This window comes from Candidatus Avedoeria danica, assembly GCA_016703025.1.
Classification (GTDB): domain Bacteria; phylum Chloroflexota; class Anaerolineae; order Epilineales; family Epilineaceae; genus Avedoeria; species Avedoeria danica.
The window spans coordinates 1,386,519-1,412,108 of sequence record JADJCV010000004.1 but is presented as its reverse complement, the minus strand read 5'-3'; the positions used below and the strand labels follow the sequence as shown (position 1 = coordinate 1,412,108).

Here is a 25,590-nt window from a genome sequence, read left to right as displayed (position 1 = left end):
AGGAGGCGAGCCCGACGACGTTGCGGGGCGGCGCTTCCATCCGTGGTGTCGAGCGATCTCCGCTGCGGTTCGCGCCGACCCCTTCCAAGGACGTGGACCACTCCACAGATGGTTCAGCCCGATTCCTACCAAGGAATGGCGCGATTCCTATAGAGGATTGAAGCGATTCCTTTCAAGGACTTCGGCGATCCCTACCTAGGACCGCCGCGCCTCCATCCGCCGTCCGCCTGGTGGACACGTGCCACGCGCAGGCCTATGCTGCCGAGGCCGGTCGCGGGCCATCGTGTCGACGCCATGCCGATGCGCCGACGGACGTGCGTCCGATCGCGGCCCCGACCCCCAGACTGGAGGCTGTCATGTCGACGAAGCGCGTGCGATTGCCGCTCTTGGCCCTTGCGGCCGGATTCCTAGCCGTCCACTTCGGCGCCGGCGTGCTTCACGCCGCCCCTGCCGAGCCGCCGTTCCTGCTGCCCGTGGAGTACGCATTCTCGAACGCGTGCCCCGGCGACGTCCTCGTCGTGGGCACGATCGAGTCCGGCACCCCACGAGTCGGGGACGAGGTCGAGCTTGTCGGGATGCGCGAAGGCACGCTCAAGTCCACGATCACGGGCATCGAGATGTTCCGCAAGGGCGCGGTGCCCGATGCCGGCGGCGTTCCCCCCGGGGCCGGGGACGGGGTCGGCCTGACGCTGCACGGCGTCGACAAGAAGGACATCCGGCGCGGGATGGTCGTCGTACGGCCGGGCACCATCAAGCCGCATGCCGAGTTTCGGGCGATGTTGCACTCGGCCAAGGACGAGGGCGGCCGGCACACCCCGTTCCACAACAAGATGACGCTGTCGTTCGGCTTTCGCACGACGGACGTGACGGGCGAGATCGAGCTGGAGGGCGGCCGCAACGTCATCGCCCCCGGCTCGAGCGGCGTCGCGACGGTGCGGCTCATCGTACCGGTGGCGATGGACAAGGGGCTGCGGTTCGCGATCCGCGAGGGGGGGCGGACGGTGGGCGCGGGGCAGGTGATTGAGATCATCAAGTAGCGGCGTCGGGTGGCGAACCGCCGTGTCGACTCACCCCCCGGCCCGCGCCTCGATCCGCACGCGCCGTCCGCTCCGCCACACGTGCAGCGTCATCGGCCGGCAGCACACCTCGCAGTCCTCGACGTAGTCCTGCGTCGCCTCCGACAGCTCCACCAGCGCGGAGACCGTTTCGGCGCACCATGGGCACGGGAAGAACACCTCTTGCTCGAGGTCGTCCAACGAGTCGAGGTCGTCGTCGTCCAGCCGTCCCATCGCGTCCGCTCCTGTGCCGTCCCCCGCGCTTGTCCAACCGGGCAACGGTTAGAGATCCGGCTGCGGCGTCACGCGCAGGTACGGCTTGATCTTCTTGTACCCCTTCGGGAACTTCACGTCCGCCTCGGCGTCCGTCACGGCGGGGATGATGATCACATCCTCCCCGCGCTCCCAGTCGACCGGCGTGGCGACCGAGTACTTCGCCGTGAGCTGCAGCGAGTCGATCACGCGCAGGATCTCGTCGAAGTTGCGGCCCGTGCTGGCCGGGTACGTGATCGTCAGCTTGACCTTCTTGTCCGGTCCGACGACGAACACGGACCGCACCGTCAGGTTGTTGGCCGCGGCCGGCGGCACCATGTCGTACAGGTCGGCCACCACCCGGTGGTCGTCGGCGATCAGCGGGAAGTTCAACGCCGTGCCCTGCGTCTCCAGGATGTCGGCGCTCCACGTCGCGTGATCCTCCAGCCCGTCGACGGACAGGCCGAGGACCTTCACGCCGCGCTTCTCGAACTCGGGCTTCAGCGCCGCCACCCGGCCCAGTTCGGTCGTGCAGACCGGCGTGAAGTCGGCCGGGTGCGAGAAGAGGATGCCCCAGCTGTCGCCCAGGTACTCGTGGAACTTGATCGTGCCCTCGGTGGATTCGGCGGTGAAGTCCGGGGCGGTGTCGCCCAAGTGAATGGCCATTCCGGGAGTGCTCCTTCGTTGCTTCAAGCCGGCGCGCGCGCCTTCATCGGATGCGGACATGATCCGACATGATCATGGTCGGACATGATATTGATATATAGTGCGCCCATGTCCGAAATGCCACCGCCGCACGTCAGCGCGATGCATCCGAACGGCCTCGGCCGACCGTCCGCCGCGCCGCCGATCGCCGCGCCGGCGGCTGCGCACGTCGACGCGCGCCCCCGTGAGGACGCCGATGACGTTCCGGCGCCCCGCCCGACGATCGACCGCGCCGACAACCCGGGCACGCCGTTGGACCTCGACTGGGCGCTGGACGTCCGCGTGAACCGCAGCGCCGTCGAGCGCCGCGCCGCCACGCTGACGACGCGCCGCAGCGTGAAGCAAGCCGCCCAAACCGCCTGGCTCCTGCGCGCCGTCACCCTCCTCGACCTCACGACGCTGTCCGGCGACGACACCCCCGGCCGCGTCCACCGCCTGTGCATCAAGGCCCGTCGCCCCGTCCGCCGCGACCTCCTCTCGGCGCTCGGCCTCGACGATGCCGCCGCCGACGCGCTCGCGACGGGCGCCGTCTGCGTCTACCACAACCTCGTCGCGCCGGCCGTCGCCGCACTCGCCGGCACGGCCGTCCCGGTCTGCGCCGTCTCCACAGGCTTTCCGGCCGGGCAGTCGCCCATGGCCACGCGCCTCGCCGAGATCCGGGCCTCGGTCGCCGCCGGGGCGAACGAGATCGACATCGTCATCGGCCGATCGCACGTCCTGTTGGGCGACTGGGCCGGCCTGTACGACGAGGTCCGCGCCTTCAAGGACGCGTGCGGACCGGGCGTCCTGATGAAGTCCATCCTCGCCACCGGCGACCTCGGCACGCTCACCGACGTCGCCGTCGCCAGCCGCGTCTGCCTGATGGCCGGCAGCGACTTCATCAAGACGTCCACCGGCAAGGAAGCCGTCAACGCCACGCTGCCCGTCGGCCTCGTGATGGCCCGCCAGATCCGCGCCTACGCCGAACGCACCGGCACCGCCGCCGGCCTCAAGCCCGCCGGCGGCATCGGCACCGCCAAGGACGTCCTGGCCTGGATGATCCTCGTCCGCGAAGAACTCGGCCCCGAACACGTCGTCCCCGGCACCTTCCGCATCGGCGCCTCCAGCGCCCTCGCCGACATCGAACGCCAACTCTCGCACCGCGCCACGGGCCGATACGCGGCCCGCCACCAGATGCCGCTGGGGTGACGAATGACGACGCGTGCCCCGCAAATCACCACCCCGCCGGCCCACACGCCGGCCCACACGCCATCCACCCGCGTAGGGGCGACGCATGCGTCGCCCCTACGCGGGTGCAACATGCGGTGGGCAGCGGGGTGGTGTATGGGGCGGCATGAGGAGCACGCGCGATGAACGCACCGGACCCCGTCGGTTCGACGCTCGACTACGCCCCCGCCCCCGAATCGGACGCCGATGCGCGGGCCTGGATCGATGCGCGCGGGCCGGAATTCCGGTTGTTCATCGGCGGTGAGTGGTGTTCGCCCGCGTCCGGCGAGTGGTTCGATACGCACTTCCCGGCCACCGGCGAGGTGCTCGGCCGCGTCGCCCAGGCCGGTGCGGCCGACGTCGACGCGGCGGTCGCGGCGGCGCGGGCGGCGCAGCCGGCGTGGGCGGCGCTGGGGGGGCATGGCAGGGCGCGGTACCTCTACGCCATCGCGCGCCACGTTCAGAAGCACCACCGGCTGCTGGCCGTGCTCGAGACGCTGGACAACGGCAAGCCGATCCGCGAGACGCGGGACATCGACGTGCCGCTCGTCGTGCGGCACTTCTACCACCATGCGGGTTGGGCGCAGCTGTTCGAGAGCGAGTTCGAGGCGGCCGGCTACGGGCCGCACGGCGTGTGCGGGCAGATCATCCCGTGGAACTTCCCGCTCCTCATGCTCAGCTGGAAGATCGCGCCGGCGTTGGCGGCGGGGAACACCGTCGTCCTGAAGCCGGCCGAGTTCACGTCGCTGACCGCGCTGCTGTTCGCCGAGATCTGCCAGGACGTCGGGTTGCCGCCGGGCGTCGTGAACATCGTCACGGGCGACGGGCGGACGGGCGAGGCCATCGTTGCGCATCCGGGCATCGACAAGCTGGCGTTCACCGGCTCGACGGACGTCGGGCGGGTCATCCGGCGGGCGACGGCCGGCACGACCAAGGCGCTGACGCTCGAGCTCGGCGGGAAGAGCCCGTTCGTCGTCTTCGCCGACGCGGACATCGACAGCGCCGTCGAAGGCGTCGTCGACGCGATCTGGTTCAACCAGGGCCAGGTCTGCTGTGCGGGCTCCCGCTTGCTCGTCCAGGAGCGCATCGCCGCGGACGTCTACGCCAAGCTGCGCGCGCGGATGGAGCGCCTGCGCGTCGGCTCGCCGCTGGACAAGGCGGTCGACATCGGCGCGATCATCGCCCCCGTCCAGCTCGAGCGGATCCGCAGCCTGTGCGCCCAAGGCGTGTCGGAAGGCGCCACGTGCTGGCAGCCGTCGTGGGCCGTCCCGGCCGATGGCTGGTTCTACCCGCCGACGCTCTTCACGGACGTCGAGCCGGCCAGCACGATCGCCCAGGTCGAGATCTTCGGCCCGGTGCTCGTCGCGATGACCTTCCGCACCCCCGAAGAGGCCGTCGAGCTGGCGAACAACACGCCGTTCGGCCTGGCGGCGAGCGTCTGGACGGAGAACGTGAACGTGGCGCTGGACGCCGCGCAGCGGATCAAGGCGGGCACGGTCTGGATCAACGGCACGAACCAGTTCGACGCGGCGAGCGGGTTCGGGGGGTATCGGGAGAGCGGGTTCGGGCGCGAGGGGGGGCGGGAAGGGATGTGGGCGTATGTGCGGGGTCGGAGAGGCCCTCTCCCCCCGACCCCCTCCCCCAAGTCTGGGGGAGGGGGAGGATCAGGGGCCGACGAAGCGGACAGAACAGACGCCGCCGTTGATCCAGGCGTCCCGCGATCCGATGCCCTCCCCCCCTCGCCAAGCATCCTCCCCCTCCCCCAGACTTGGGGGAGGGGGTCGGGGGGAGAGGGCCTTTGGCCGTCGGGCAATGAGGGCACCATCGGCTCATCGACGAGCAACGCCCTCCCCCCCCTCGACCGCACCCCCAAGCACTACATCGCCGGCCGCCAAACCCGCCCCGACGGCGGCAACAGCCGCCCGGTCCACACCGCCGACGGCCGCCTGGCCGGGCATGTGGCCGACGGCAACCGCAAGGACGTCCGCAACGCGGTCGAGGCGGCGCACAAGGGCGCGGCGGCATGGCGGGCGCTCGGCGGGCCGGGGCGGGCGCAGGTGCTCTACTTTGTGGCCGAGAACCTCGAGGCCCGCCGGGCCGAGTTCGCGGCGCGGATCGCCGACCTCACGGGTGCGGCCGACGCGGCTGCCTTGGACGAGGTCGACGACGCCGTGCGCGGCTGGTTCACGTGGGCGGCGCTGGCCGACAAGCACGACGGCGCCGTCCACAGCGTTCCGCAGCGCGCGCTCGTCCTGGCGCTGAACGAGCCGTATGGCGTCGCCGCGGTCGTTGCGCCGGACCGTTCACCCCTCGCCGCGCTCACGACGCTCGTCGGGCCACTGCTCGCCGCCGGCAACGCCGTCGTCGCCGTGCCGTCCGAGCGCTGGCCGCTGTTGGCGACCGACCTCTGTCAGGTGTTCGATACGTCCGATGTCCCGCCCGGCGCCGTCAACCTCGTGACCGGTTCGCGACAAGTCCTCGCGCCGGTGCTGGCGGACCACGACGATGTCGCGCTGCTCTGGCATGCCGAGAACGGAAGCGATGATCCGGCCGAAGCCCGGCTCGTCGCGGACCTGGAAGGACGGAGCGCCGGCAACGTGAAGCGCACGTGGCGCACGGGCGCCTGGGGCGGCGGCGACATGCCGGACGCGCAGGCGTTCATGCGGCAGGCGTCGCAGGTGAAGAACATCTGGGTGCCGTACGGGGCGTGACGACGGGTCGCGCCGCGATGTGGGGCAACACGACAACACGGCCGTGCCGGTGGCTCACTGCCCTCCGGGACACCCCATCGCCGCCGTCGTCCCGAGATACCTGGCCACTTCGTTCACCCCCTCGATCACCGCCGGCCCGCACCACTGCGCGTTGATCTGCGCGACCTCGCGGTCCGTGAGCTGCCACGCCAGCGGCGGCTCGGCGGCGCTGCCGCCCGGCGGTGGCGGGCCGGCCAGGTCGAAGTCGACCATCTTGACGCCCACTTGGTAGCGCTCGAGGACCTCACGTGACCAGCGCTCGTTCATCAGGCGCAGCGTCTGCGCGTTGTGCGAGCTCTGTGTGGCGCCCCGGGCACGAAGGAGCGCCTGGAACGGGCCGATCATCTGGAAGAGCGCGCCCTTGGCGGGCTTGAGCTCGTCGAGGGTCGCCGGCGTCCACTTGCCCCAGCGGATCTGGATGATCAGGATCTCGCGCGTGGATGGCAGCGACGCGCCCGACGCGCCCGACCCGCCGGCCGCGCCTGCCGTGCGGCTCTGTTCGGCGAACGTCGGCAGCACCTGTTCCAGCCACGCCATCGCCCCGATCAGCCCGTCGTTGTCGAAGTAGCCGCCATCGCTCAGGTGGTACAGCGGTCCGCAGTCCTGGCAGTCCTTGGCGGACGGGCGGGCGACCGGGCTGACCCACGGGAACGAGGCGGAGAGGCGGGCTGCGGTCACGAGCGGCAGGTCGGCAGCGGGGTAGGTCTCACGGTACGTGCAGAAGTGCCGATCGCGCAGCGGCTCCGGCGGGTCGGCGGCCCGGGCGCCGGCGCTCGTGCCGGCCGGGCTGCGCTGCGCAACGTCGGCCACGGGCGCTTCGATCGCCCGCTCACCGCAGCGCCGAGGGCTCGTGCCGCTGGGCAGGAGGTCCACCGGCGAGAGGATGAACTGCTGGCCGTCCTCGACGGTCATCGTGTTGAAGATCGGCACGGGCAGGTCGGTCTCGGCGATCCGCTGCCGCAGGTCGAGCAGGTACGGCACGTCCGGGCTCGCCGTCCACGTCTCCTGCGCCTCCCCCTGCCGCCCGTAGCCCGCCGCGCCGTCCGCACCCACGTCCGGCGCGTTCCCCGGCTGCCCGGCCGCGGCGCGGATGTTCAGCGTCCAGGCGCGCTCCCAGGCGGTCTCGGCACTCCAGGCTCGGTCGAAGTAGCGGCCGTTCGGCACGAGGCCGACGAGGTACGGGGCGACCGCGCGCCAGATGTCGGGGTAGGCGATGCCCCACGCGATCGCGCGCATGCCCGGCGCCGCCGAGGCGTCGCGAATCCCCTCGAGGACAGGTGCCGGGCGCGGTCGGCGGTCGTTCATCGCTCCGAGGTAGTACATCGCACCGACGCTGCCGCCGGACACGGTGCTGACTGCGCTCAGCGCGCCCGTGAACGGCTCCCCGACGGCGGACTCGAGGCCGGTGAGGACACGCGCCGTCCACGCGGCCGACGTGATCCCGCCGCCGCTGACGGCCACGACGATGAGCCGCTTTGGGCCGGGCCCGTCCTGCGCCGCCAGCGTGCGACCGACGATCTCGGCCGGGCTGGGGAATGCGGGCGACGGCACGACGTCGGACCCGGCGCCATCGGACGGCGTGCCCGGCGCGCGCGCGGCCACGCCGGGCAGCGTGGACCGCGTCATGCGGTAGTAGTGGTCCGCCGGCATGAGCGTGGCGCTCAGGCCGAAGAGCACGAACAGGACGAGCAGCGGCGGCACCCGCCAGCGGTCGAACAGGAAGGACGTCGCCGAGAACGTCCACGCGGCCACTCCGGTCACGATGCACAGGTAGCCCAGCGTCGGCATGCACAGCCACGGCACGGTGTTCCAGCAGCCGTTCAGCGCCCAGCCGACGCCGCGGGCATCGATGAGATTCGCCGGGCTGAACGCGGCGCCGATGATCACGTAGAGGATGAGGCACAGCCCGAACTGGACGACCGCCGCCAGATGGCCGCTCGCCACGGCGCCGTTTTCGGCGTAGCCGTCGCCCAGCCACCGGAACCAGACCCGGTACATCCAACGGGCGGCCCGCTCCACGAGGCCCGTGACACGGCTGCGGATCTCGCCTGCTTCCTTGGCGGCCCGCCGCTGCATCGTGCGGTCGGTCGGGCTCGGGTCGATCCGCAGGAACTCGACGATCGCGCGCACCACGTAGGCGCCGATCGCCCCCACGATCACCGCCCCGGCGAGCACCGCCGCGCGGGCCGCCGTGCCGGCGCCGACAATCGGCCAAACCGGCACGCCGAACGGCGCGTCGGCCAACGACCGAACCGCCGTCACGAGGATCAACGGCGTGGCGACCGCGGCGACGCCGTTCCGCCCAAGCCACGCGATGACGGCCGCGAGCCTGCCCCCGGCCGGCGTCGGCGGGAGCACGGGCCACGGCGGGACGTCGAAGCGCGCCGGGCCGTAGTTCAGCGTCAGGGCGGCGGTACGGACGATGATCCAGGCGACGACGACGGCCAGGAACGTCGCGAACGCCAGCTCGACCGGCGTGACGACGAGCAGGTTGCCGATCTTGTCCCGCAGCGGCGTGTGCAGAGCGATGGCCGGCATGCCGATGAGGAAGAGCCCGAGCAGCAGCGGGTACCGCAGGAGCACCACATGGCGCAGGTTGCCGAGCACGGCGCGCAGCCGCGCCCACATCCATGCCCAGAAGCGCGCGATCGGCCGGGGCGCCGCGTCGCGCGCGGCGGCAGGCTCGGGATTCGCCAGCACGACGACGGCAACCAAGAGGGCGATGGCCGCAATCGGGGCGGTGACGGCGACGAGGTCGGCCAGGAAGGACAGGAAGGAGCTCATTGGATCCTCCGCCGGGGTGTGGTCATCCGTCCATCGCTGGACGCGATCGGATGCGCGGCCGGCGGTGCGTAAGGTACCCCTGTGCGTGGCGGCTGTCGAGGCGGTGTGCGTTCTGCCCGCGACGGGCGTGTGAACCGGGGGCCGCGTCGACCCGTTGGCTACGCCGGCGATCCGCTGTACCCCATCGAGGAGTGCGACATGCGGGGGCGTTGGGTTTGGGCGAACTGCTGGCCGGCGGCATCTCTCGTCTTCGTCGTGGGCTGCAGCGTCGACGCACCGGCCAACCGTTCGGTGCCGCCGGCAGACGTCGCGACGGCGGCGGCCGCAACGGCGTTCGTCCCGGGCGAGGCGGCCGTGCCGCCGGACGCGTTCGCCACGCCTGCGATCCCGGGCTTCACCCTTGTGGCGTTCCCGGGCGCCCGGTCCGTGGCCGTCGCCGCGACGGACACGGAGAGCGTCGTCGTGGCATACGGGCAGGGCGAGGGCCTGTTCGTCGCGCGATCGGAGGACGGAGGCCGGACGTTTGGCGAAGCGGTGCCGGCCACCGGGGATCGGCCCGTGCACGTGATGCCCATCGAGCGCCCGGCCGTCGCGGTCACGGGCGGCGAATGGGTGGGCGTGGCGTGGCTGGAACTCCCGCCGGACGGCAACGGCGGGGCGGTGTGGTACGCGGGCTCAACGGACGGGGGACGGAGCTTCGCTCCGGGCACGACGGCGGCCGCCGATGAGGCCGGCGAGACGACGATGGTGTCCGTCGCGCTGGATGCGGAGGGCGACCCCGTCCTGTCGTGGCTGAACGGCAGCGCGCTCCGGTTCGTCCGATCCGTTGACCGGGGAAGCTCGTTTCAGGAGGTGCAGCGCCTCGGCGACGGGACGTGCGAGTGCTGTCAGCCGCATGTGGTGGCGCGCGACGAGGACGTCCTGATCGCCTATCGCAGCTTGGCGGCCGATCCTGAAAAGGGCTTTGCGCGCGATCTGGCGTTGATCCGGTCCGCGAACGGCGGTGCGACCTTCGAACCGGTGACGCCGGTCAGCGACGCCCACTGGTACCTGGAGGCCTGCCCGATCGCCGGCCCGTCGCTCGCCGTCCGCGCCGACGAAGTGTTTGTGGCGTGGATGGACGGCCGGAACGAGCCGCCGGGCACGCTCAGCCGCGGCGATGTCTGGCTGGCGGCCTCAACGGACGGCGGGGCGACGTTCGGCCCGAACGTCCGGATAAACGCCGCGACGACCCGGCATCACACCCTGCCCACGATCGGCCTCGGCCCCGGCGGGAGGATCCACGCGGCCTGGCAAGCGGACGGCGAGGGCGGACGCGTCCTGTACCACACCGTGTCCGACGACAAGGGCCTGACCTTCGCACCGCCCGTGGCGATCGCCGACGGCGCCGACAAGACGCGCGGGCAGCCGAACATGCCGACCCTGGCCGTGAGCCCGCAGGGCCGCGTCGCGCTGGCGTGGGTCGATCGGAAGGGGGCGAACGTGGCGACGTGGTCGGACACGAGCGGATCGAGCCCGCCCTGACCGCCCGCGGCGGGCGCGCGCCCGATCCGCCGCCCATCCGTCACGGACAGCCCGTCAAACGCCCCGCGATCCCCCGATAGATCCCCGCCAAGTCCTCTCCGTCCGGCGCCATGAAGAAGTCGCCCGGTCCCGACGCGACGCCGTCGAGCAGGCTCTCGAACACGTCGCCGGTCTCACCGAGGCCGACGGCGAACAGGCGCGTGCCGGCGGCCTTCGCGGCGGACGCGGCGGCCAGAACGGTGTCTTCCTGGCGGCCGCCGCCTTCGGGCGTCGGGACGCGGTTGGGCAGGCCGTCGGTGAGCAGGATCAGCACGGGGTCGACGCCGGACGCCCGCGGCGTGGCGTCCAGCACGGCCTGGCCCTGGGCGATCGCCAGGTCGAGGCGCGTGCCCTCCTTGATCCCGCGCGCCAGGCCGTCCAGCGCCCCGTCGACGGCGGCGCGGTCGCTCGTGAGGAGCGTGCCGACCCAGGCGTCGTTGTTGAACCCGACGACGCCGACGCGGTCGCGCCGGCCGTTGGCGTCCGGCACGAAGCGCATCAGGCCGACGAACGTGTGCGCGGCATCGACGGCGGCGTCGTGCTTGGTGCGGTTGCCGCGCGTCAGGCGGTACATCGAGGTGCTCATGTCCAGGACGAGGACGACGTCCGTGCGCGTCTCGAACGGGACGCAGTGCATTCGCTGGGCCAGCGGCAGGTAGATCTCGAAATGGCCCGTCGTCGGGGACGGCGTGACGGTCGGGGGCGGGGTGAGCGTCAGGGTGGGCGACGGGGACGGCGTCCGGGTGTAGACGTCCGTCGGCGTCGGCGTGTGGGTCGGCGTCGGCGCGACGTTAAGGCTCTCCATGTCGCCGAGGCCGGCCGCCTTGGCGAACGTCAGCACGAGGCCGGCGTGGATCGTTTCGCGGCGCAGCCACTGGCCCGTCGTGTTGTCGTACCACAGCGTGCCGTTCGAGTTGACCGTGATCGGGTCGACGGCCGTGCTCGCCACCTGGTCGAGCCACGGCATGGCGGCGAGCGACCCGAACGCGGTCTCCTGGTGCAGGATCGTGTCGTTGTACAGCTCGGGCGCCGGCAGCGGGACGAAGCGATCGCCGACCCGCGTCGTCAGGATGATGTCGCCGCTGCCGACGACCTGCACCTCGCTGTCGCCCATCCGGTCGCGCAGGCCGATGACGAGGTCGCCGTCGTTGCGGAACTCGAGATCGACGAGCATCGCGCTCGGTTCACGCCGGCCGGCCGCGCCGTCGGCCCACATCGGCGCGCGCGGGTAGTCCAGCGGCAGGCGCGCGACTTCGGCCATGTCGCTGCCGTCGGCGTTCGAGCGGTAGACGTAGGCCGCCGGCGGATCGCCGGCCTCGTCGACGACGCCGTGGTACAGGAGGCCGTCGTGCCAGCCGAGGGCAAACGGGCGGGCGTCGCGCGCCCAGCGCTCCAGGATCGCGCCGTGCGGGAAGGCGCCGAGCAGCCGACCGTCCGGCACGTGGTAGCGATAGATCAGCCGATCGCTCAGGTTCACGGCGAAGAGCTCGTCCCGTTCCGGCGCGTACTCGAGGTCGCCGAGCCCGATCCGGCCGACCTGGTTTCGCGTGGCGACGTCGAAGTCCCGGCTGAAGTCGTGCGGATCGGCGCCGGCGTTCAAGACGGCGAACGGCTCGACGGCGCCCGAGGGCAGGTCGATGCGGTAGATGCCGCCCGGCCCGAGCGGACCGAGCTGCGTGACCCGCTTCACGAACGCCCCGACGTAGAGCTGCTCGCGCCCGATGTCCGATGCGATGCCGAAGACGGCGCCGAGCTCGTCGTGCCAGGCCAGGGTGTGGTGCTCGAGGATGTCCTCGGGCTCGCTGTTGTTGAACGCGATGACGACGGGCTCCGCGGCCATCCATGCGTCGTTCTGTGCGTTGCCGGCCGCGTCGAGAACCGGGACGTGATTCGCCACGGCCAGGTACGGATTGTCGCTGGCGTCCGAGGCACGGATCGTCGCCCGAGCCTGTACGACCGCGTTGCGCCGCACCGCCGGCCGCGTGGCCAGCGCCGTGGCGCGCAGGCGCGTCGCCATCGCCGGCGCAGCCGTCGCCAGCTTGGCCGAGACCACGGTGGCCGTGCCGGCCACCGCCGTCTGCGCCGCCGGGCGCTGCGTCTCGAGCGCCCACGCCGTCGGCGCCATCGCGGTGGCCGTGGCGCGCGCGTCCGTGGCACGGGCAATCTCGGTCGGGGCGTGGGCGGTCTGCGTGGCGGCGAAGGCGGACGGGGCGGCCGTGGCGGTGAGCGCGCTCGCCACGGCGGAGGCCGTGCCGCGGGCGATTGCCGTCGCGGTGGCGATCGGCGCGCCGACGGCGGTGGCGGTGGCGGGCAGGTTCACGTCGGACGGCGGCGTCGCGCCGCAGAGCACCGCGACGTCGCCCGCGCCGACCTCGAGGGCGAGGCCGGGGATGTCGGTGGGATCGAAGAGGGGCGTCCAAGCGATCCGGCGCCCGCTCGCGGCGTCGAACCACGCCAGGCCGACGGTGGTCGTGCTCACGGCCGTCGTCGACACCGCGCCGGTGGCGCGCAGCGGCAGCGTCGGCGCGACGACGACGTCCAGGCCGGGCACGATGGCCACGGCGCCGAACGCGGCGTGCTGGCCGTCGGGGCCGAGCGTGTCGAACGTCGTATCGGGTTGGGCGCGCCACGTGATGCCCTGGAAGCGCGTCGCGAAGAGCTCGCCGACGCTCCGGTAGGCGGGGTCGGACGCATCGAGCACGCGGTCGGGCGCCATGTCCACCGTCCGGTCGCGCATCCCGAGGACGAGCGCGCCGCCCGGGCGGACGGCGACGTCGACGAGCCACGGCTGGTCGACGGCCGTCACCTTGTCGTCCCACGCGCCCCAGGCGGGCGAGCGCGGTGCGTACGCCCACTCCGCGTATGCGGTCGTGCGTCGGTTGTTCCCATCGGGCAGCGCCGCGTACACCCAGGCGGCCTTTTGGCGCGGCGGGTAGTCGTCGTCGTAGCCGTCCGTCACGCTGAAGAGGAGGTCGTCGCCGGATGTGGCGAGCGCGAATGGGTGAAGGGAGTCGTCGAACTGGTCGCGCCGCTGCTTGTCGCGGAAGCGGCTGATGGCCGCGCCGTCGGCCAAGGCCAGCGTGTGGACGTGCCGGTCGCCGAGGTTGACCGCGTGCAGTGCGGTGCCGTCGTCGGAAAGCTCGATGTCCCCCAAGCCGATCCGGCCGACCCAGCGCATCGCCGCGGTGTCGTCGGCCGTCGGGTGATCCGCCAGCTCGGGGGCATGCACGTCTTCACCGGCGGCCAGGGCGTGCCACGGCGCCACGGCGCCCGAGTCGAGGTCGATCCGGTAGATCATGCCCGGTCCGCCGGGTCCGAACGCCCCGCCGCGGCGCGTGTGGGCCGCGACAAAGAGGGCGCGGGCCGCCGGATCGTACGCCAGCCCGTACACCGCACCGACCTGCCCGTTCGTCGCCAGCACCTCGGGCGCCGCCGGCTCGCCCGGCGTCGTGGCGTGGACGGCGACGACGGCCGGCGCGGCGGCGTGCGCGGCGGCGGAGAGGCCGCGCGTCTGGACGACGGCGGCGACGATCGGGTGCGTCGTGCGGCACGCGGCGTCGGCGCGGGCGGCGAGGGTGGCGGGTTGCGCGGCGGTGTGCCGGCGACGGTCGGCGTTCGTGCCGATCACCGCCAGCAGGGTGATCGCCGCGCAGGCGGTGCAGACCGGTGCGGCGATCCTCATGGCTTGTTGGCGAACGGCATGAACGATCGCCCCGCGACCGGGGTCGTCGGCGGGGGCGGTGTCGTCGGCTCGCCTTCAACGAACGTCGGCGACGGCGACGGCGAGCCGATGACGAACGTGGGCGTGCGGCTCGGGGTGGGCGTCGCGGTGCGCGGCGTCGCGTTCGTGCTCTGGCCGGTGGGCGTGCGGGTCGATGTCGGGGTGGCCGTGCCGGCGATCTCGGCGCCGAACTCGAACGAGCCGACGTCGCAGCGCTTCACGCCGTCGCCGTCGCCGTCGACCGGGCGGACGGCGCCGCGCTGGTCGAGCGGGTTCTGGGCGCAGCGGCCTGGGTTGCCCATGTCGATCGCCGCGCTGTTCGGGCCGATGGACAGCGTGTGCGTCGGTCCGCCGTTGTCCGCCAGCGGCCCGAGTTCGAGCTGCGTCGAGACGGTGTCGTCACGGTTGGCGAAGGCGCACGTGCCGTCCGAGTCGATGTTGTTGCCGAGCGAGGCGATCTTGTTGAAGCAGTTGGCGCCGTTCGCCTCGTTGGACAGGATCGTGCTGCCGACCCGGAGCGCGTTGTCCTGGTTCGTCATCAGCCCGTCGCCGTCGCCCAGCGCATTGTTGTTCACGACCGTGCTGTCGCGGAACTCGAGCCGGCCGAAATCGAGCAGGGCCGCGCCGCCGTCGAGGGCCGTGTTGCCGTACAGCGTCGACCGATCGACGGTGACCTCGGCGCCGAGCGTGTCGTTCGGATCGTCGTTGGCGGCGTACAGCCCGCCGCCGCTCGCCTTGGCGGTGTTGCCCGTGATCGTGCAGCGGGACGCCGTCAGTCGGCCGAACTGCGTGCCGCCCAATCCCTTGATCGAAACCAAACCACCACCGTTCGACATCGATGCGTTGTTCGCGACGGTGACGGCTTCGAGGGATGCCGTGCCGAAGCTCAGGAGGCCGCCGCCGCCGGACGCGAGCCCGTCGCCGCCGCCCGCGGACGAACCCTCTGTCTCGCCGGAGGCCGTGTTGCCTTCGATCCGACCGCCGACGATGGTGACGGTGGCGGTGTTGTAGATCCCGCCGCCTTGGTGCGAGCGGTTGTTGCGCACGACGCAGTCCGTCAGCGTGAGCCGCCCGACGCCGGCGACGTTCGCCCCGCCGCCTGACGCGGCGGCGTGGTTGCCGCTGATCTCGACGCCCGTCAGCGTCGTCCGATCCTCGACGTAGATCCCGCCGCCGCGGGCGTTCGTGTCCGTTTCGGGGTTGGACTCGTCCGCGTTCTTGACCTCGTTGTCCGCGATCCGCCCGCCGTTCATCGTCAGCGTGGCATCGATGTTCACGACGACGCCGCCGCCCGAGTTCGTCGCCCGGTTGCCGACGACGTGCACGTCGGTCATGGTCACGTCGCCGGCATCGAGGTAGATCCCGCCGCCGTTGTACGTCACGCCGACACCGCGCTCCGTGCCGTTGCCCGTGACGAGGACATCCTTGATCGTCGCCGACTTGCCCTTCACGTAGATCCCGCCGCCGTAGCGCCGCTGGTCGATGTTCAAGCCGATCCCGCCCGAGACCGTGACGGACTCCAGCGTGCTCCGACCGAGGAGGTTCTGAAGGGCCACGGTGGCCGACTTGGCGCTCGAGATGATCGTCTCGGTGCGCCCGGCGCCGCGGATCGTGACCGCTTTGGTGACGACGATGCCGCCGGCGTACGTCCCGGCGCCGACCTCGATCACGTCACCGTCCGCCGCCGCCTCGAGCGCCGGGGCGATGGCGGTGTAGCGGCAGCCGGACGCGCAGACCTGGATCGTCGCGCCGCGCGCGGCGTTCGATGGCAGGAGGAGGGACATGACGACGAGACCGCCGACGGCGATCGGGCCTGGGGCGCGACGGCGGGCGGCGGCGAAGCGGAAGGACAAGCGCATCTGCGCGCTCCTGTGGCGGTGGGCGTAAGGGCCGAGTATACGGCCCCTTCAACACCGGAGCAATGCGCTTTGGGCTTTGTCCGCTCAGTCGTGGATTTCGACCGGCGTGCCGATGTCCACCCAGTTGAACAGCGCTTCGGCGTTCGCCGTGTCCAGCACGACGCAGCCGTAGCTCACGGGCGAGCCGAGCAGGCCGCCCCACAGCGTCGTGCCGTTGAGGATCGGCAGGGCGTGGATCCCGTTCTCCGAACCGCCGGCCCAGTAGATTCCGAGCCAATGCGGCATCCAGAGCTCCCACGCGCTCGACCACGCGTTCGGCTCCTTGCTCTGCACGGCGAACGAGCCGGTGCGCGTCGGATGCGTCGCCAGGCCGGTCGAGGCCGTCCAGTTGAACGCCAGGTTGTCGCCTTCCCAGACGAACATCCGCTGGTCGCTCACGTCGACCTCGATCCGCTTGGCGCCGACGCCGGCCAACACGCCGCTGCCCGCGTGCGGCACTTGCAGCGACTGACCCTCATAGATGTTGTCGTCGCCCAGGGCGTTCAGGCGCATGAGCGCCGCCGCCGTCGTCCCGTAGCGCGCGGCGATGCTGCTGAGCGTCTCGCCGGACGCGACGGTGACGGTGTCCGTCGTCCGGACGGCGGCGCCGCTGCCGGCGCGGGCGCCCGCGTCGGTGTCCGCGGCCGGATCCGGCTTGCCGTCGCCATCCGCGTCGACCGGTTGGGCCGAGGCCGGGCGCGGTGACGGGATCTGGAGCGTCTGCCCCTCGTAGATCGATCCGTCCGCCGGCAGGCCGTTGCGCCGCTTGATCGCCTCGATGTCGGCATCGAAGCGATCCGCGATCGCGTACAAGGTGTCGCCGAGGACGACCTCGTACGGTGTGGCCGACGCGGCGTCGCCGTCGCCGCCGGACGCGCCGCCGACGTCGGCCTGCAGCGTGCGCGCTGCCTCGCCGGAACCGGCCGGTCCGGCCGGCGATGCCGCCCGCGCGTTGGCGGCGCGCTCGACGGGCACACGCACCGAGCGGCCGGGGAGGAGGAGCGCGGTCGGGCGGAGGCCGTTCAGCGCGGCAACGTCTGCCACCGTCATCCCGTAGCGCGCCGCGATCTGCCAGAACGTCTCCCCCGGATGGACCGCGTGGAGACCGAATGCCTCGGTCGACGCCCCGCCGGTCGCGGCAAGGGTGGCCGCGCTCGGCGCCTGGGCCCGCACCGCCGGGGCCGCAACGGACCACAGGCCCGCGGCGACGACCGCCGCGGCGACCGCAAGTGATCGCGCCACGACGCGGGCCGTTGCGTTGACGTGACCCTCGGTCTGCGCCACGAATCGTCGGGCAGGGGCACGGCATACCGTGCCCCTGCCTGCGACCGCGCGACCGGCCATCGTCGTCGACGCCGTCCTGCCGTCGATCAGTTCACCTTCACCCGGACGCTGCACGGCGTCGGGAACTGGCCGGTGTTGTCGACGGCGGTCAGGCGCAGGACGTAGTCGCCGGCGGGCATGTTGCCGAGGTACCAGACCCCGAGCATCCCGTCGCGCACGCGCTGGCGGATCGTCTCGCCGATCGAGTGGAACTCGGAGTTCAGCGGGGTCGTGCCGCGCGCGTACTCGAGCTTGTAGAACTGGAAGTTCGGGATGTCGGCCGTGCCGATGACGTAGAGCGTGCCGGACACGTGCCCCAGGTTCAGCGGATCGACGATCTGGATGTTCCGGTGGCACGCGGCCGGCACGAGGCCGGTGGCCGTCGGGCGGGCCGTCGGGCGCGGGCCGGGCTTGTGCGGCTGGCCCGGGCGGCCGTCGGCGCACGGGACGTGCAGCTGCTGACCGGGGTAGATGAGGTACGGATAGGCGATTCCGTTCGCCCGCGCCAAAGCGTTGATCGTCGTTCCGGTTCGCCACGCGATCGCCGACAGCGAGTCACCGCCCTTGACCGTGGTGCGGTAACCGCACTGCGGCTGCGGCTTGCCGTGATCGGGACCGGGGCCGCCCGGATCGGGCTGAACACCGCCCGGCAGCGTCAGCGCCTGGCCGGCGTAGATCACGTTGGGGTTGGCGATGCCGTTGGCGGCCATGATCGCGCTTACGCTCGTGCCCGTGCGCCACGCGATGCTGTAGAGTGTGTCGCCCGGCTTGACGATGTAGCGACCGCCCCACTGATGCGACTCGACCTCCCACGGTCCGCCCGGGCCGGGCATTGCCGCACCGGGAATGGACAGGGACTGGCCGGCGCGGATGTAGTCGGGATTCATGATCCCGTTCGCGGCGGCGATGGCATCGGCGCTCACGCCATAGCTGGCGGCGATGCTGTAGAGCGTCTCGCCCGCCTGAACGACGTGCACGCCGCCGTTGTTGGCTGCGGCGCCGCGGCTGTCGAGGAGGCCGAACGCGACAAGCGCGATGGCCAACAGGGCGGTCCGGATGATCGTGCGCATGGTGATGGGGCTCCTCAGGGTAGGGTGGAAGCGAACGGGTGGACGGACGGTTCGGGGTCGACGCGGCCTTCAGCGGACAGTCCGCTCGTGGCGCGCTCGGCAAGGAAGTGATCCAGCGCCGTCCGGCTCACGCGGTAGCCGCCTTCGAGCTTGACCGCATCGAGCTTGCCGGATTGGATGTAGCGCCGGATCGTGAAGATGCTGACCCCGAGGCGGTCGGCGACGTCCTGGGTAGAATAAAACTCGGGCATAGGCCGTCCCTTGTTGAGCGCTCCGGCTCGCGCAGCTACGTGATGCTCGGTCATGCTAGTGCTTGCTATGGCTTGGGCCGAGCTGGTAGCGGTTGCTCGCCCGCCAGTGTACCTGTTGACCACCGGCTTGTCAATAGGCAATTCCGTTTCCTTGTGTAGTGACTGACAGATTGGAATTCTTAAGTCGGACCCAATTGGTGTCGACGTTACGGACGGAGTTGGCTCGATGGACCCGAAAACGCTGCGCGTGCTCGAGTACGACAAGATCGTCGCGCGTCTCGCCGGCCACGCCGCATTCGACGTCGGTCGCGAGCTGGCGCTGGCGCTCCGGCCGTCCGCCGACGCCGTCGAGGTGCGCGCCCGCCAAGCCGTCACGCGTGAAGCGCGCGCTTTCGCCGATCGACGCGACGGCGCGACGCTCGAGGGCGCGCAGGACGTTCGCGCCGCGGTGGCCGGAGCGGCGCGCGGCCGCGTGCTTCAGCCGGCGGAGCTGCTGGCGGTGCGCGCCACGCTCGCCGTCGCGCGCCGCTTGAAGCGGGCGATCGCCCACGACGACGCCCGCTGGCCGGGACTGGCGGCGCTGGCCGGGCGGATCGACCCGTGTCCCGCCGTGCACGATGCGATCGGCGAGGCGCTGGACGAGGCGGGTGAGGTGCTGGACAGCGCGTCGCCTGAGCTGCGGCGCGTGCGGCGGCAGCTGAAGGTCGTCCACGATCGGATCGCCCGCCAGCTGCAGGCGCTCGTGAAGGGCGCGGCCCGCGAGTACCTGCAGGACGCGCTCGTGACGCAGCGCAACGGCCGCTGGGTGGTGCCGCTGAAGGCCGACTTCCGCTCCCGCGTGCCGGGCGTTGTCCACGACACGTCCGACAGCGGCGCAACGCTGTTCGTCGAGCCGCTGGCGGTCGTGGACAACGGCAACGCCCACCGCGAGCTGACCGTCGAGGAGCAGCGCGAGGTCGAGCGCGTCCTGCGCGCGCTCTCGGAGGCCGTCGCCGTCGAGGCCGATGCGATCGCCGAAACCGTCGCGGCGCTCGGCGATCTCGATCTGGCGTTCGCGGCGGCCCGGTACGGCCGAGAGCTTCGAGCGGTGACGCCCGAGATCGTCGACGCCGCGGCGCCGATGCTTCGGTGCGAGGCCGCGCGCCACCCGCTGCTCGACGGGGCAACGGTCGTGCCGATCGGCGTGCGGATCGGGGACGACTTTCGGTTGATGGTCATCACCGGCCCGAACACGGGCGGCAAGACGGTGACGCTCAAGACGGTCGGCTTGCTGGCGCTCATGGCGCAGGCCGGCCTCCAGGTCCCGTGCGCCGACGGGGCGCAGCTGGCCGTCTTCGACGCCGTGTACGCCGATATCGGCGACGAGCAGTCGATCGAGCAGAGCCTTTCGACGTTCTCCGGTCACCTGACGAACATCGTCCGGATCCTCCACGACGCGACGCCGCGCTCGCTCGTCCTGCTCGACGAGCTCGGCGCCGGCACCGACCCCACCGAGGGCGCCGCGCTCGCGGGCGCGATTCTGGAGGCGCTCCGGGCGCGCGGCGTGGCGACGGTGGCGTCGTCCCACTTCACCGAGCTGAAGGCCTATGCCTACGGCACGCCGGGCGTCGCGAACGCCTCGGTGGAGTTCGATCTCGAGACGCTCCGCCCGACGTACGAGCTGACGATCGGACTGCCCGGCCGCTCGAACGCGCTGGCGATCGCCGAGCGGCTCGGCCTGCCCGGCGCGATCGTCGAGGCGGCGCGGGGCGGGCTGGCGACGAGCGAGGTCGAGATGGAGGAGCTGCTGGCCGACATCCGCGCCGCCCGGCGCTCCGCCATCCAAGACCGTGCCGCGGCGACGGAACAGCGCCAGACGGCCGACCGCTGGGCGGCCGAGCTCGAAGAGGGTGTGGATCGTCTGGCCGCCGAACGCGCCGCGGTCCTCCAGACGACGCGGGCGCAGGCGCAGGACGAACTCGAGGCGGCCAGAGAGGCGATCGCGCGGCTCCTCAAGCGCGCCGAGCGGGCGGCGGCCCTCGCGCGCGCCGGCACGGTCGTCGTCGAGGCGCCGGCAGCGGGAGCGCCGTCGGCGGCCGAACTTGCTGCCGAGCGCGCCGAGATCCTCGGCGGGTTGGCGAAGATCGAGGACATCCTGACGGCCGAGAACGTACGGCCGGGCGGCGCGGCCGACGTGGACGACTGGTCGCCGGGGGACAGCGTGCGCGTTCGCTCGTTCGGCCAGCTGGCGACGCTCCTTTCCGTGGACGGCGACTCGGCGCACGTGCAGCTCGGGCGGATGCGGATGGCGGTTTCGCTCGACGACCTCGAGTTCGTGGCGGCGGCGCCGAGCGAACCGCCGGTTGATTCGGCGTCGCGCGTCAAGCGCGGATCGTCGGTGCCGCTCGCGCCGGAGCCTTCGGCCGGCTCGGGGCCGGCCACCGAGGTCGACGTGCGCGGCCTGCGGGTCGAGGAAGCGCTCGACATCGTCGACACCCGGATCGATCGCGCGCTGTTGCAGGGTGCGCCGTGGTTGCGCATCATCCACGGCCACGGCACCGGTGCGCTGAAGACCGCGCTTCGGAAGCGCCTGACCGCCAACCGGTCCGTGAAGCGCCATCGGCCCGGCGATCGCACGGAAGGGGGCGACGGCGCCACGGTCGTGTACTTCGACTGATCCGGATTCCACCCCCGCCCCCACCCCCCGCCCCACCCCCGCCTCCACCTCCACCCCCCAGATACGCCTCCCCCATACGCCCGGAGCCGGAACATGCCCCGCTTGACCTACGACCAAGCCCTCGCCGAGAGCCTGCGCGACCGCCGAACGCTCGGCGCCGCGACGATCGCGCGCGCCCGCTGGCGCTGGGGACGGGTGGCCGTCCAGGAGCAGCGCGGCGACATCTCGCGGCTGCGCCTGGCCGCGGCGGCGCTCGTGATCCGCGACATGCTCGGCCTTGCGCCGGACGAGCGGCGGGTGGGCGTGATGCTGCCGCCGGGGCGGGGCGGCGCGGTCGTGAACCTGGCGTTGGCGTTGGGCGGGCGCACGAGCGTGAACCTGAACCACACCGCCGGCGAGGTCCAGATCCGGCGGATGGCCGAGTTGGCCGATCTCCGGACGATCGTCTCGTCCAGGCTTTACCTGGAGCGCCTCGGGCAGCCGGAGCTGCCAGGTCGGGTCGTGCTGGCGGAGGACTTGCTCGGCGGGCTGTCCAAACCGGCCGTCGTGTGGGCGATGTTGAAGGTCATCGCGCTGCCGAGCCGCTGGCTGGATCGCGCCCGACCGGATGACGTGGCGACGATCATCTTCTCGTCGGGCACGACGGGCGACCCGAAGGGCGTCCAGCTGACGCACCGCCAGGTGCTGGCGAACTGCGGTGCGATGGTCGAGCACGTCGAGATCGCCCCGGACAGCGCGACGCTGCTCACGGCGCTGCCGCTGTTTCACAGCTTCGGGCTCGTGCCGGGGATGTGGATGTGCCTCTGCTACGGCGTCCGGATCGCCGCGCACCCCGACCCGCTGGACGCGACCGGCATCGGCGTGATGGCGGAGAAGAGCGGCGCGGGCTACATGATCAGCACGCCGACGTTCGTCCGGTCCTACATGCGCCGCGTGACGCCCGAGCAGTTCAAGGCACTGCGCTACAGCGTCGTCGGCGCCGAGAAGTGCCCGAGCGAGCTGCACGCCGCGTTCCGCGCCCAGTACCCGAATTCCGTGCTCCTCGAAGGCTACGGATGCACCGAGCTGGCGCCGGTCGTGGCCGGCAACCGGCCCGGCGCGATACGCGAGGGGACGGTCGGCTGGCCGTTGCCGGGCATCGAGGTCTTCACCGTGGATCCCGACACGCTCGCCCGCCAGCCGGACGGCGTGGAGGGCCTGCTCGTCGCCCGCTCGCCCGCCCGCATGCAGGGCTACCTCGGCCGCGACGACCTCACGGCGGCCGCGTTCATCCACGGCGGCTACAACACGGGCGATGTCGCCACGATCGACGCCGAAGGGGTCATCACGATCACGGGCCGGCTGGCCCGCTTCGCCAAGGTAGGCGGCGAGATGGTCCCGCTGGATAGGGTCGAGGGCGTGCTCCGGTCCTGGATTGCCGCCAATCACCCCGACGACGCCGTCGAGATCGCCGTGTGCGCCGTGCCGGACGCCAAGCGCGGTGAACGCCTCCTCGTCCTGCACGTTGGGGCGCTGCCGGTTTCGGCGCATCAACTCCTCGAGTCGCTCGACGGACTGCCGACGCTCTGGCGGCCGAGGCAGGTCGACTTCCACGTCGTCGAGGCGATTCCGGTGCTCGGGACGGGGAAGCGGGACTTGGGGGCGTTGAAGCGGATGGCGGTGGGGTTGGGGGGCTGACCGCTACGGCGTGGGCGTCGGCGTCTCCGGCACGTTGGCACAGGCGTTGCCCCATGGCTCGCCGCCGTAGCACTTCTCGTCGATCAATGCCCCCACCCCATCGCGCAACTCCGCCTTGTCGCCCGAGTTGTTCCAGATCCCCTGGTCGCTCCCCCATTTGAAGGCGCACGGCCGCTCGGGGTGGTCCTCGTTCGTGTAGACGCGGCAGCGCGCGCCGGCATCGATCATCGCGGCCGCCGGGAAGGCGAAGACCTGATCCGTGCCGCGCGCTGAGACGACCGTCCATCCCTTGAGCGCAATGGCGTTCGCCGTCACGTTCTCGATCTCGATGTACTCGTCGGACTCGGTGTCCCGCACGACGCCGTCGTAGAACAGCGTCGAGATCCGCAGCGGCGTGCGGGGTACCGCGCCGGCGGCGGGCGTCGCGGTGGGCGGCCGGAGGGTGGGCATGTTGGTGGGCGCGGCGGTCGGCGGCGTCGAGCCGGGCGGTGGCGTCGGCTGCCCCGCGCTCGTCGGCGTTGCTTCCGGCGGGATTGTCCGCGCCGTTGCCGTCGGTCCGTCGCCGCCGCTCGGTACGTTGAACTCGGCCGTTCGCAGCAGCGCCGGCAGGAACAGCTCGAAACGCGGCGTGCCGAAGCGCTTGAAGCGGATGACGAACGGGTCGTGGTCGCTCACGCGCGACGTCTCGAACGACGGCGGCTCGGGGATGCGGTCGAGCGGCGGGTGGGACGGGAAGTCGACGTTGAAGTGGGCGACGCGCGCGTCCGTGACGTGCGACGCGGCGAACGCGGGCGGGACGAGGATGTAGTCGAGGACCTGGGCCGTGCCGTTGAAGATGAACGTGTAGTCGGTTTCGGCGGGCACGCGGTCGTGGAGGTCGGTGAGCAGGCCGGTGCCGACGAGCTCCTGGATCGGTGGGCTGTCCTCGAAGTCGTTCAGGTCGCCCATGACGAAGACGGGCGTCGTCGGCGATGCCGCCTGGTACGCGCGCACGAGGTCGACGATGTGCTTGGCCTGCAGGAGGCGGGTGGCCGTCGTCTCGGCGTCATCGCCTCCTTTGCTCTTGAAGTGGTTGGCGACGACGGTGAGCCGACCGTCCGTGTCGCGGATGCCGAGGTGGACGACGAGCGGCGGGCGGGCGAAGATCTGCTTGCCGGGCGCGCCGCCGGGCAGCGTGCACGGACCGAGTCCGGCTGCCCCGGCCAACGCACCATCCATGCACTTCTGGCGCTGTTCGACGCCGAGCAGCCGCAGTCGCGCCCGGTTGTACAGCACGCCGACGTCGATCCCGCGCGGGTCGATGCCCTCGATGAGCGCGGCGCCGTAATGCGCCGGCGCGAGCCGCGGGTTCGTCGCCAGATCTTCCAGGACGGACAGGTGCTCGATCTCCTCGATCGAGACGATGTCGGGCATGCCCAGCCGCTCCGCCATCGCCTTCGCGCGCCGGTCGACGAGCCGCTCGTACTCGCCTTGCGAGCGCGGGAAATACGTTGCCTCGGTGTCGTCCTTGCCCGGATCGTCGACACCGTCGAACAAGTTCTCGACGTTGAACGTGGCGGCCGTGAGCTCCCCTGCCGCACTCGGTGCGAACGTCGCCGGGGGGCGTCCGCCGGCCGAGACCGTGACCGTCGACCAGTCGTCCACCGCCACGATGTACTTGCCGTACCAGTAGTGCAGCGGCCCGACGACGCCCGCGAGCGTGTCGCCCTGCGCCACGACCGGCCACCCGCTTGGCGCCACGGCCGCGATCAGGCGGGGGTCGGCGGCCGGTCGCAGGACGTGGGAGATCGCCGCCGTCGCATCGATCAGCGGCACCTCGCCGTGCGCATCCGTCCCGCCGACGGCCGCAACGGGCGGGAGCGCAATGCGCATGCCCTCGTGGGCCTCCAGGAGGGCCGCGTTGTCCGCCGCGTTCATCGTGAGCGCCAGCGGGAAGGGCGCCGGCAGCGCCGCCGTGCCGAGGACCTCGACGGCCGTTGGGCCGCCGACGAGGAACTCCGTCAGCCCGGCATACTCCTTCGCCCGGCCCGTGACGCGCACGCGCTGGCCGACCGCAACGCTCACCTCCACGCCCTTCGGCACATAGACGAACAATCCATCGCTCGTCTCGACGCGTCCGTCGCACCCCGGATCCTCGATCATGAAGCCGAACGGCTCGACGCGCACGAACGCCGCCGTCACGATGCCCTCCGTAACCAGCGTCGACGTCGGCGCCATCGTCGACATGCCGGCGCCCTGGATCTCGCAGACCTTCATCGCCGTCGCGGACGGGGCCTGTGCGCTCGCCGCCGGCTGGCTGCGGGCGTCGGTCCATGGCAGCAGCGCGGCTCCAGCGAAGGCGCACGACGTGGCGACGACGACGGCGCGGGTGGCGGTTCGGCGGCGCGGTCGTTCGGGACGGGGCGGGCGCATGCCGGGCTCCTGGCGGGGCAGGGCGCCTGGGCACGCGGTGGGCCGGGCGCCGGGGGGCGGGGTCGGCGGCAGTATATCACACGGGATGTGGCGGTCTGTTAAAGGGGGTTGAAGGGAAGCACGCGGTGCCGAAGAAGCCCGGATGACAAAGAAAACCCCTCCACCAGCACAAAGAAGATCCCTCCCCCAGCACAAAGAAAACCCCTCCCCCAGCATTGGGGGAGGGGTCGGCGAGCGAAGCGACGCCGGGGGCGGGGGCCTTAGGCC

General features: G+C 71.9%; 15 protein-coding genes. 6 read left to right on the top strand and 9 right to left on the bottom strand.

Features of this window, described 5'->3' with window-relative positions:
* Window positions 1-356 precede the first annotated feature (356 nt).
* Window positions 357-1,037, top strand: coding sequence for a hypothetical protein (locus tag IPG72_09120; GenBank protein ID MBK6769153.1), 681 nt, complete (start codon window positions 357-359; stop codon window positions 1,035-1,037).
* Between the two features lie 30 nt (window positions 1,038-1,067).
* Here IPG72_09120 and IPG72_09115 read toward each other — a convergent pair whose 3' ends face one another.
* Together IPG72_09115 and IPG72_09110 are read right to left on the bottom strand one after the other, a co-directional pair.
* Entirely contained in the window at window positions 1,068-1,289 is a 222-nt protein-coding gene (locus IPG72_09115) for a CPXCG motif-containing cysteine-rich protein (protein MBK6769152.1), read from the bottom strand.
* Window positions 1,290-1,337: 48 nt separating this feature from the next.
* A complete protein-coding gene (locus IPG72_09110) occupies window positions 1,338-1,973 on the bottom strand; it encodes a peroxiredoxin (protein ID MBK6769151.1) in 636 nt (211 codons plus the stop codon).
* A 141-nt stretch (window positions 1,974-2,114) separates the two neighbouring features.
* Between IPG72_09110 and deoC the strand changes: the two genes are divergently transcribed.
* Window positions 2,115-3,200 carry a deoxyribose-phosphate aldolase gene (gene deoC, locus IPG72_09105; protein MBK6769150.1) on the top strand — a complete coding sequence of 362 codons (1,086 nt, stop codon included), beginning with the start codon at window positions 2,115-2,117 and terminating at the stop codon, window positions 3,198-3,200.
* Between the two features lie 161 nt (window positions 3,201-3,361).
* Entirely contained in the window at window positions 3,362-5,929 is a 2,568-nt protein-coding gene (locus IPG72_09100) for an aldehyde dehydrogenase family protein (GenBank protein MBK6769149.1), read from the top strand.
* Window positions 5,930-5,983: 54 nt separating this feature from the next.
* On the opposite strand, the gene IPG72_09095 is transcribed toward IPG72_09100, so the two are convergent.
* Window positions 5,984-8,752, bottom strand: coding sequence for a hypothetical protein (locus IPG72_09095; protein ID MBK6769148.1), 2,769 nt, complete (start codon window positions 8,750-8,752; stop codon window positions 5,984-5,986).
* Window positions 8,753-8,950: 198 nt separating this feature from the next.
* Here IPG72_09095 and IPG72_09090 point away from each other — a divergent pair, with 198 nt between their 5' ends.
* Window positions 8,951-10,276, top strand: coding sequence for an exo-alpha-sialidase (locus tag IPG72_09090; GenBank protein ID MBK6769147.1), 1,326 nt, complete (start codon window positions 8,951-8,953; stop codon window positions 10,274-10,276).
* A 40-nt stretch (window positions 10,277-10,316) separates the two neighbouring features.
* Here the strand turns inward: IPG72_09090 and IPG72_09085 are convergent, their stop codons facing one another.
* The 5 genes from IPG72_09085 to IPG72_09065 all read right to left on the bottom strand — a co-directional run bounded on the left by IPG72_09085 (window position 10,317) and on the right by IPG72_09065 (window position 18,578).
* Window positions 10,317-13,997 carry a VWA domain-containing protein gene (locus IPG72_09085; GenBank protein ID MBK6769146.1) on the bottom strand — a complete coding sequence of 1,227 codons (3,681 nt, stop codon included), beginning with the start codon at window positions 13,995-13,997 and terminating at the stop codon, window positions 10,317-10,319.
* On the bottom strand, window positions 13,994-15,895 hold the full coding sequence (locus tag IPG72_09080; GenBank protein ID MBK6769145.1) for a hypothetical protein: 1,902 nt from the start codon (window positions 15,893-15,895) through the stop codon (window positions 13,994-13,996). Before IPG72_09080 ends, IPG72_09085 begins: the two co-directional genes overlap by 4 nt.
* 84 nt (window positions 15,896-15,979) lie before the next feature.
* Window positions 15,980-17,176, bottom strand: coding sequence for a LysM peptidoglycan-binding domain-containing protein (locus IPG72_09075; GenBank protein ID MBK6769144.1), 1,197 nt, complete (start codon window positions 17,174-17,176; stop codon window positions 15,980-15,982).
* Window positions 17,177-17,304: 128 nt separating this feature from the next.
* Window positions 17,305-18,327, bottom strand: coding sequence for a LysM peptidoglycan-binding domain-containing protein (locus IPG72_09070; GenBank protein MBK6769143.1), 1,023 nt, complete (start codon window positions 18,325-18,327; stop codon window positions 17,305-17,307).
* Window positions 18,328-18,341: 14 nt separating this feature from the next.
* Complete coding sequence (locus tag IPG72_09065; GenBank protein ID MBK6769142.1) at window positions 18,342-18,578, bottom strand: helix-turn-helix domain-containing protein; 237 nt, start codon at window positions 18,576-18,578, stop codon at window positions 18,342-18,344.
* 226 nt (window positions 18,579-18,804) lie between these two features.
* Between IPG72_09065 and IPG72_09060 the strand changes: the two genes are divergently transcribed.
* Both IPG72_09060 and IPG72_09055 read left to right on the top strand, forming a co-directional pair.
* Complete coding sequence (locus IPG72_09060; GenBank protein ID MBK6769141.1) at window positions 18,805-21,234, top strand: endonuclease MutS2; 2,430 nt, start codon at window positions 18,805-18,807, stop codon at window positions 21,232-21,234.
* Window positions 21,235-21,327: 93 nt separating this feature from the next.
* Window positions 21,328-22,911, top strand: a complete 1,584-nt coding sequence (locus IPG72_09055; protein MBK6769140.1) for an AMP-binding protein — start codon at window positions 21,328-21,330, stop codon at window positions 22,909-22,911.
* A 3-nt stretch (window positions 22,912-22,914) separates the two neighbouring features.
* On the opposite strand, the gene IPG72_09050 is transcribed toward IPG72_09055, so the two are convergent.
* The gene (locus IPG72_09050; GenBank protein MBK6769139.1) at window positions 22,915-25,323 is read right to left on the bottom strand and encodes a lamin tail domain-containing protein; all 2,409 of its coding nucleotides are present in this window, start codon (window positions 25,321-25,323) and stop codon (window positions 22,915-22,917) included.
* Between the last annotated feature and the right edge of the window lie 267 nt (window positions 25,324-25,590).

Excerpts from the sequence above, each read along its gene's own strand:
- IPG72_09120 (MBK6769153.1), top strand. The coding sequence starts at position 357 with ATGTCGACGAAGCGCGTGCGATTGCCGCTCTTGGCCCTTGCGGCCGGA.
- IPG72_09095 (MBK6769148.1), bottom strand. The coding sequence starts at position 8,752 with ATGAGCTCCTTCCTGTCCTTCCTGGCCGACCTCGTCGCCGTCACCGCC.
- IPG72_09050 (MBK6769139.1), bottom strand. The coding sequence starts at position 25,323 with ATGCGCCCGCCCCGTCCCGAACGACCGCGCCGCCGAACCGCCACCCGC.
- deoC (MBK6769150.1), top strand. The coding sequence starts at position 2,115 with ATGCATCCGAACGGCCTCGGCCGACCGTCCGCCGCGCCGCCGATCGCC.
- IPG72_09090 (MBK6769147.1), top strand. The coding sequence starts at position 8,951 with ATGCGGGGGCGTTGGGTTTGGGCGAACTGCTGGCCGGCGGCATCTCTC.
- IPG72_09055 (MBK6769140.1), top strand. The coding sequence starts at position 21,328 with ATGCCCCGCTTGACCTACGACCAAGCCCTCGCCGAGAGCCTGCGCGAC.
- IPG72_09070 (MBK6769143.1), bottom strand. The coding sequence starts at position 18,327 with ATGCGCACGATCATCCGGACCGCCCTGTTGGCCATCGCGCTTGTCGCG.
- IPG72_09100 (MBK6769149.1), top strand. The coding sequence starts at position 3,362 with ATGAACGCACCGGACCCCGTCGGTTCGACGCTCGACTACGCCCCCGCC.
- IPG72_09060 (MBK6769141.1), top strand. The coding sequence starts at position 18,805 with ATGGACCCGAAAACGCTGCGCGTGCTCGAGTACGACAAGATCGTCGCG.
- IPG72_09065 (MBK6769142.1), bottom strand. The coding sequence starts at position 18,578 with ATGCCCGAGTTTTATTCTACCCAGGACGTCGCCGACCGCCTCGGGGTC.
- IPG72_09115 (MBK6769152.1), bottom strand. The coding sequence starts at position 1,289 with ATGGGACGGCTGGACGACGACGACCTCGACTCGTTGGACGACCTCGAG.
- IPG72_09080 (MBK6769145.1), bottom strand. The coding sequence starts at position 15,895 with ATGCGCTTGTCCTTCCGCTTCGCCGCCGCCCGCCGTCGCGCCCCAGGC.
- IPG72_09110 (MBK6769151.1), bottom strand. The coding sequence starts at position 1,973 with ATGGCCATTCACTTGGGCGACACCGCCCCGGACTTCACCGCCGAATCC.
- IPG72_09085 (MBK6769146.1), bottom strand. The coding sequence starts at position 13,997 with ATGAGGATCGCCGCACCGGTCTGCACCGCCTGCGCGGCGATCACCCTG.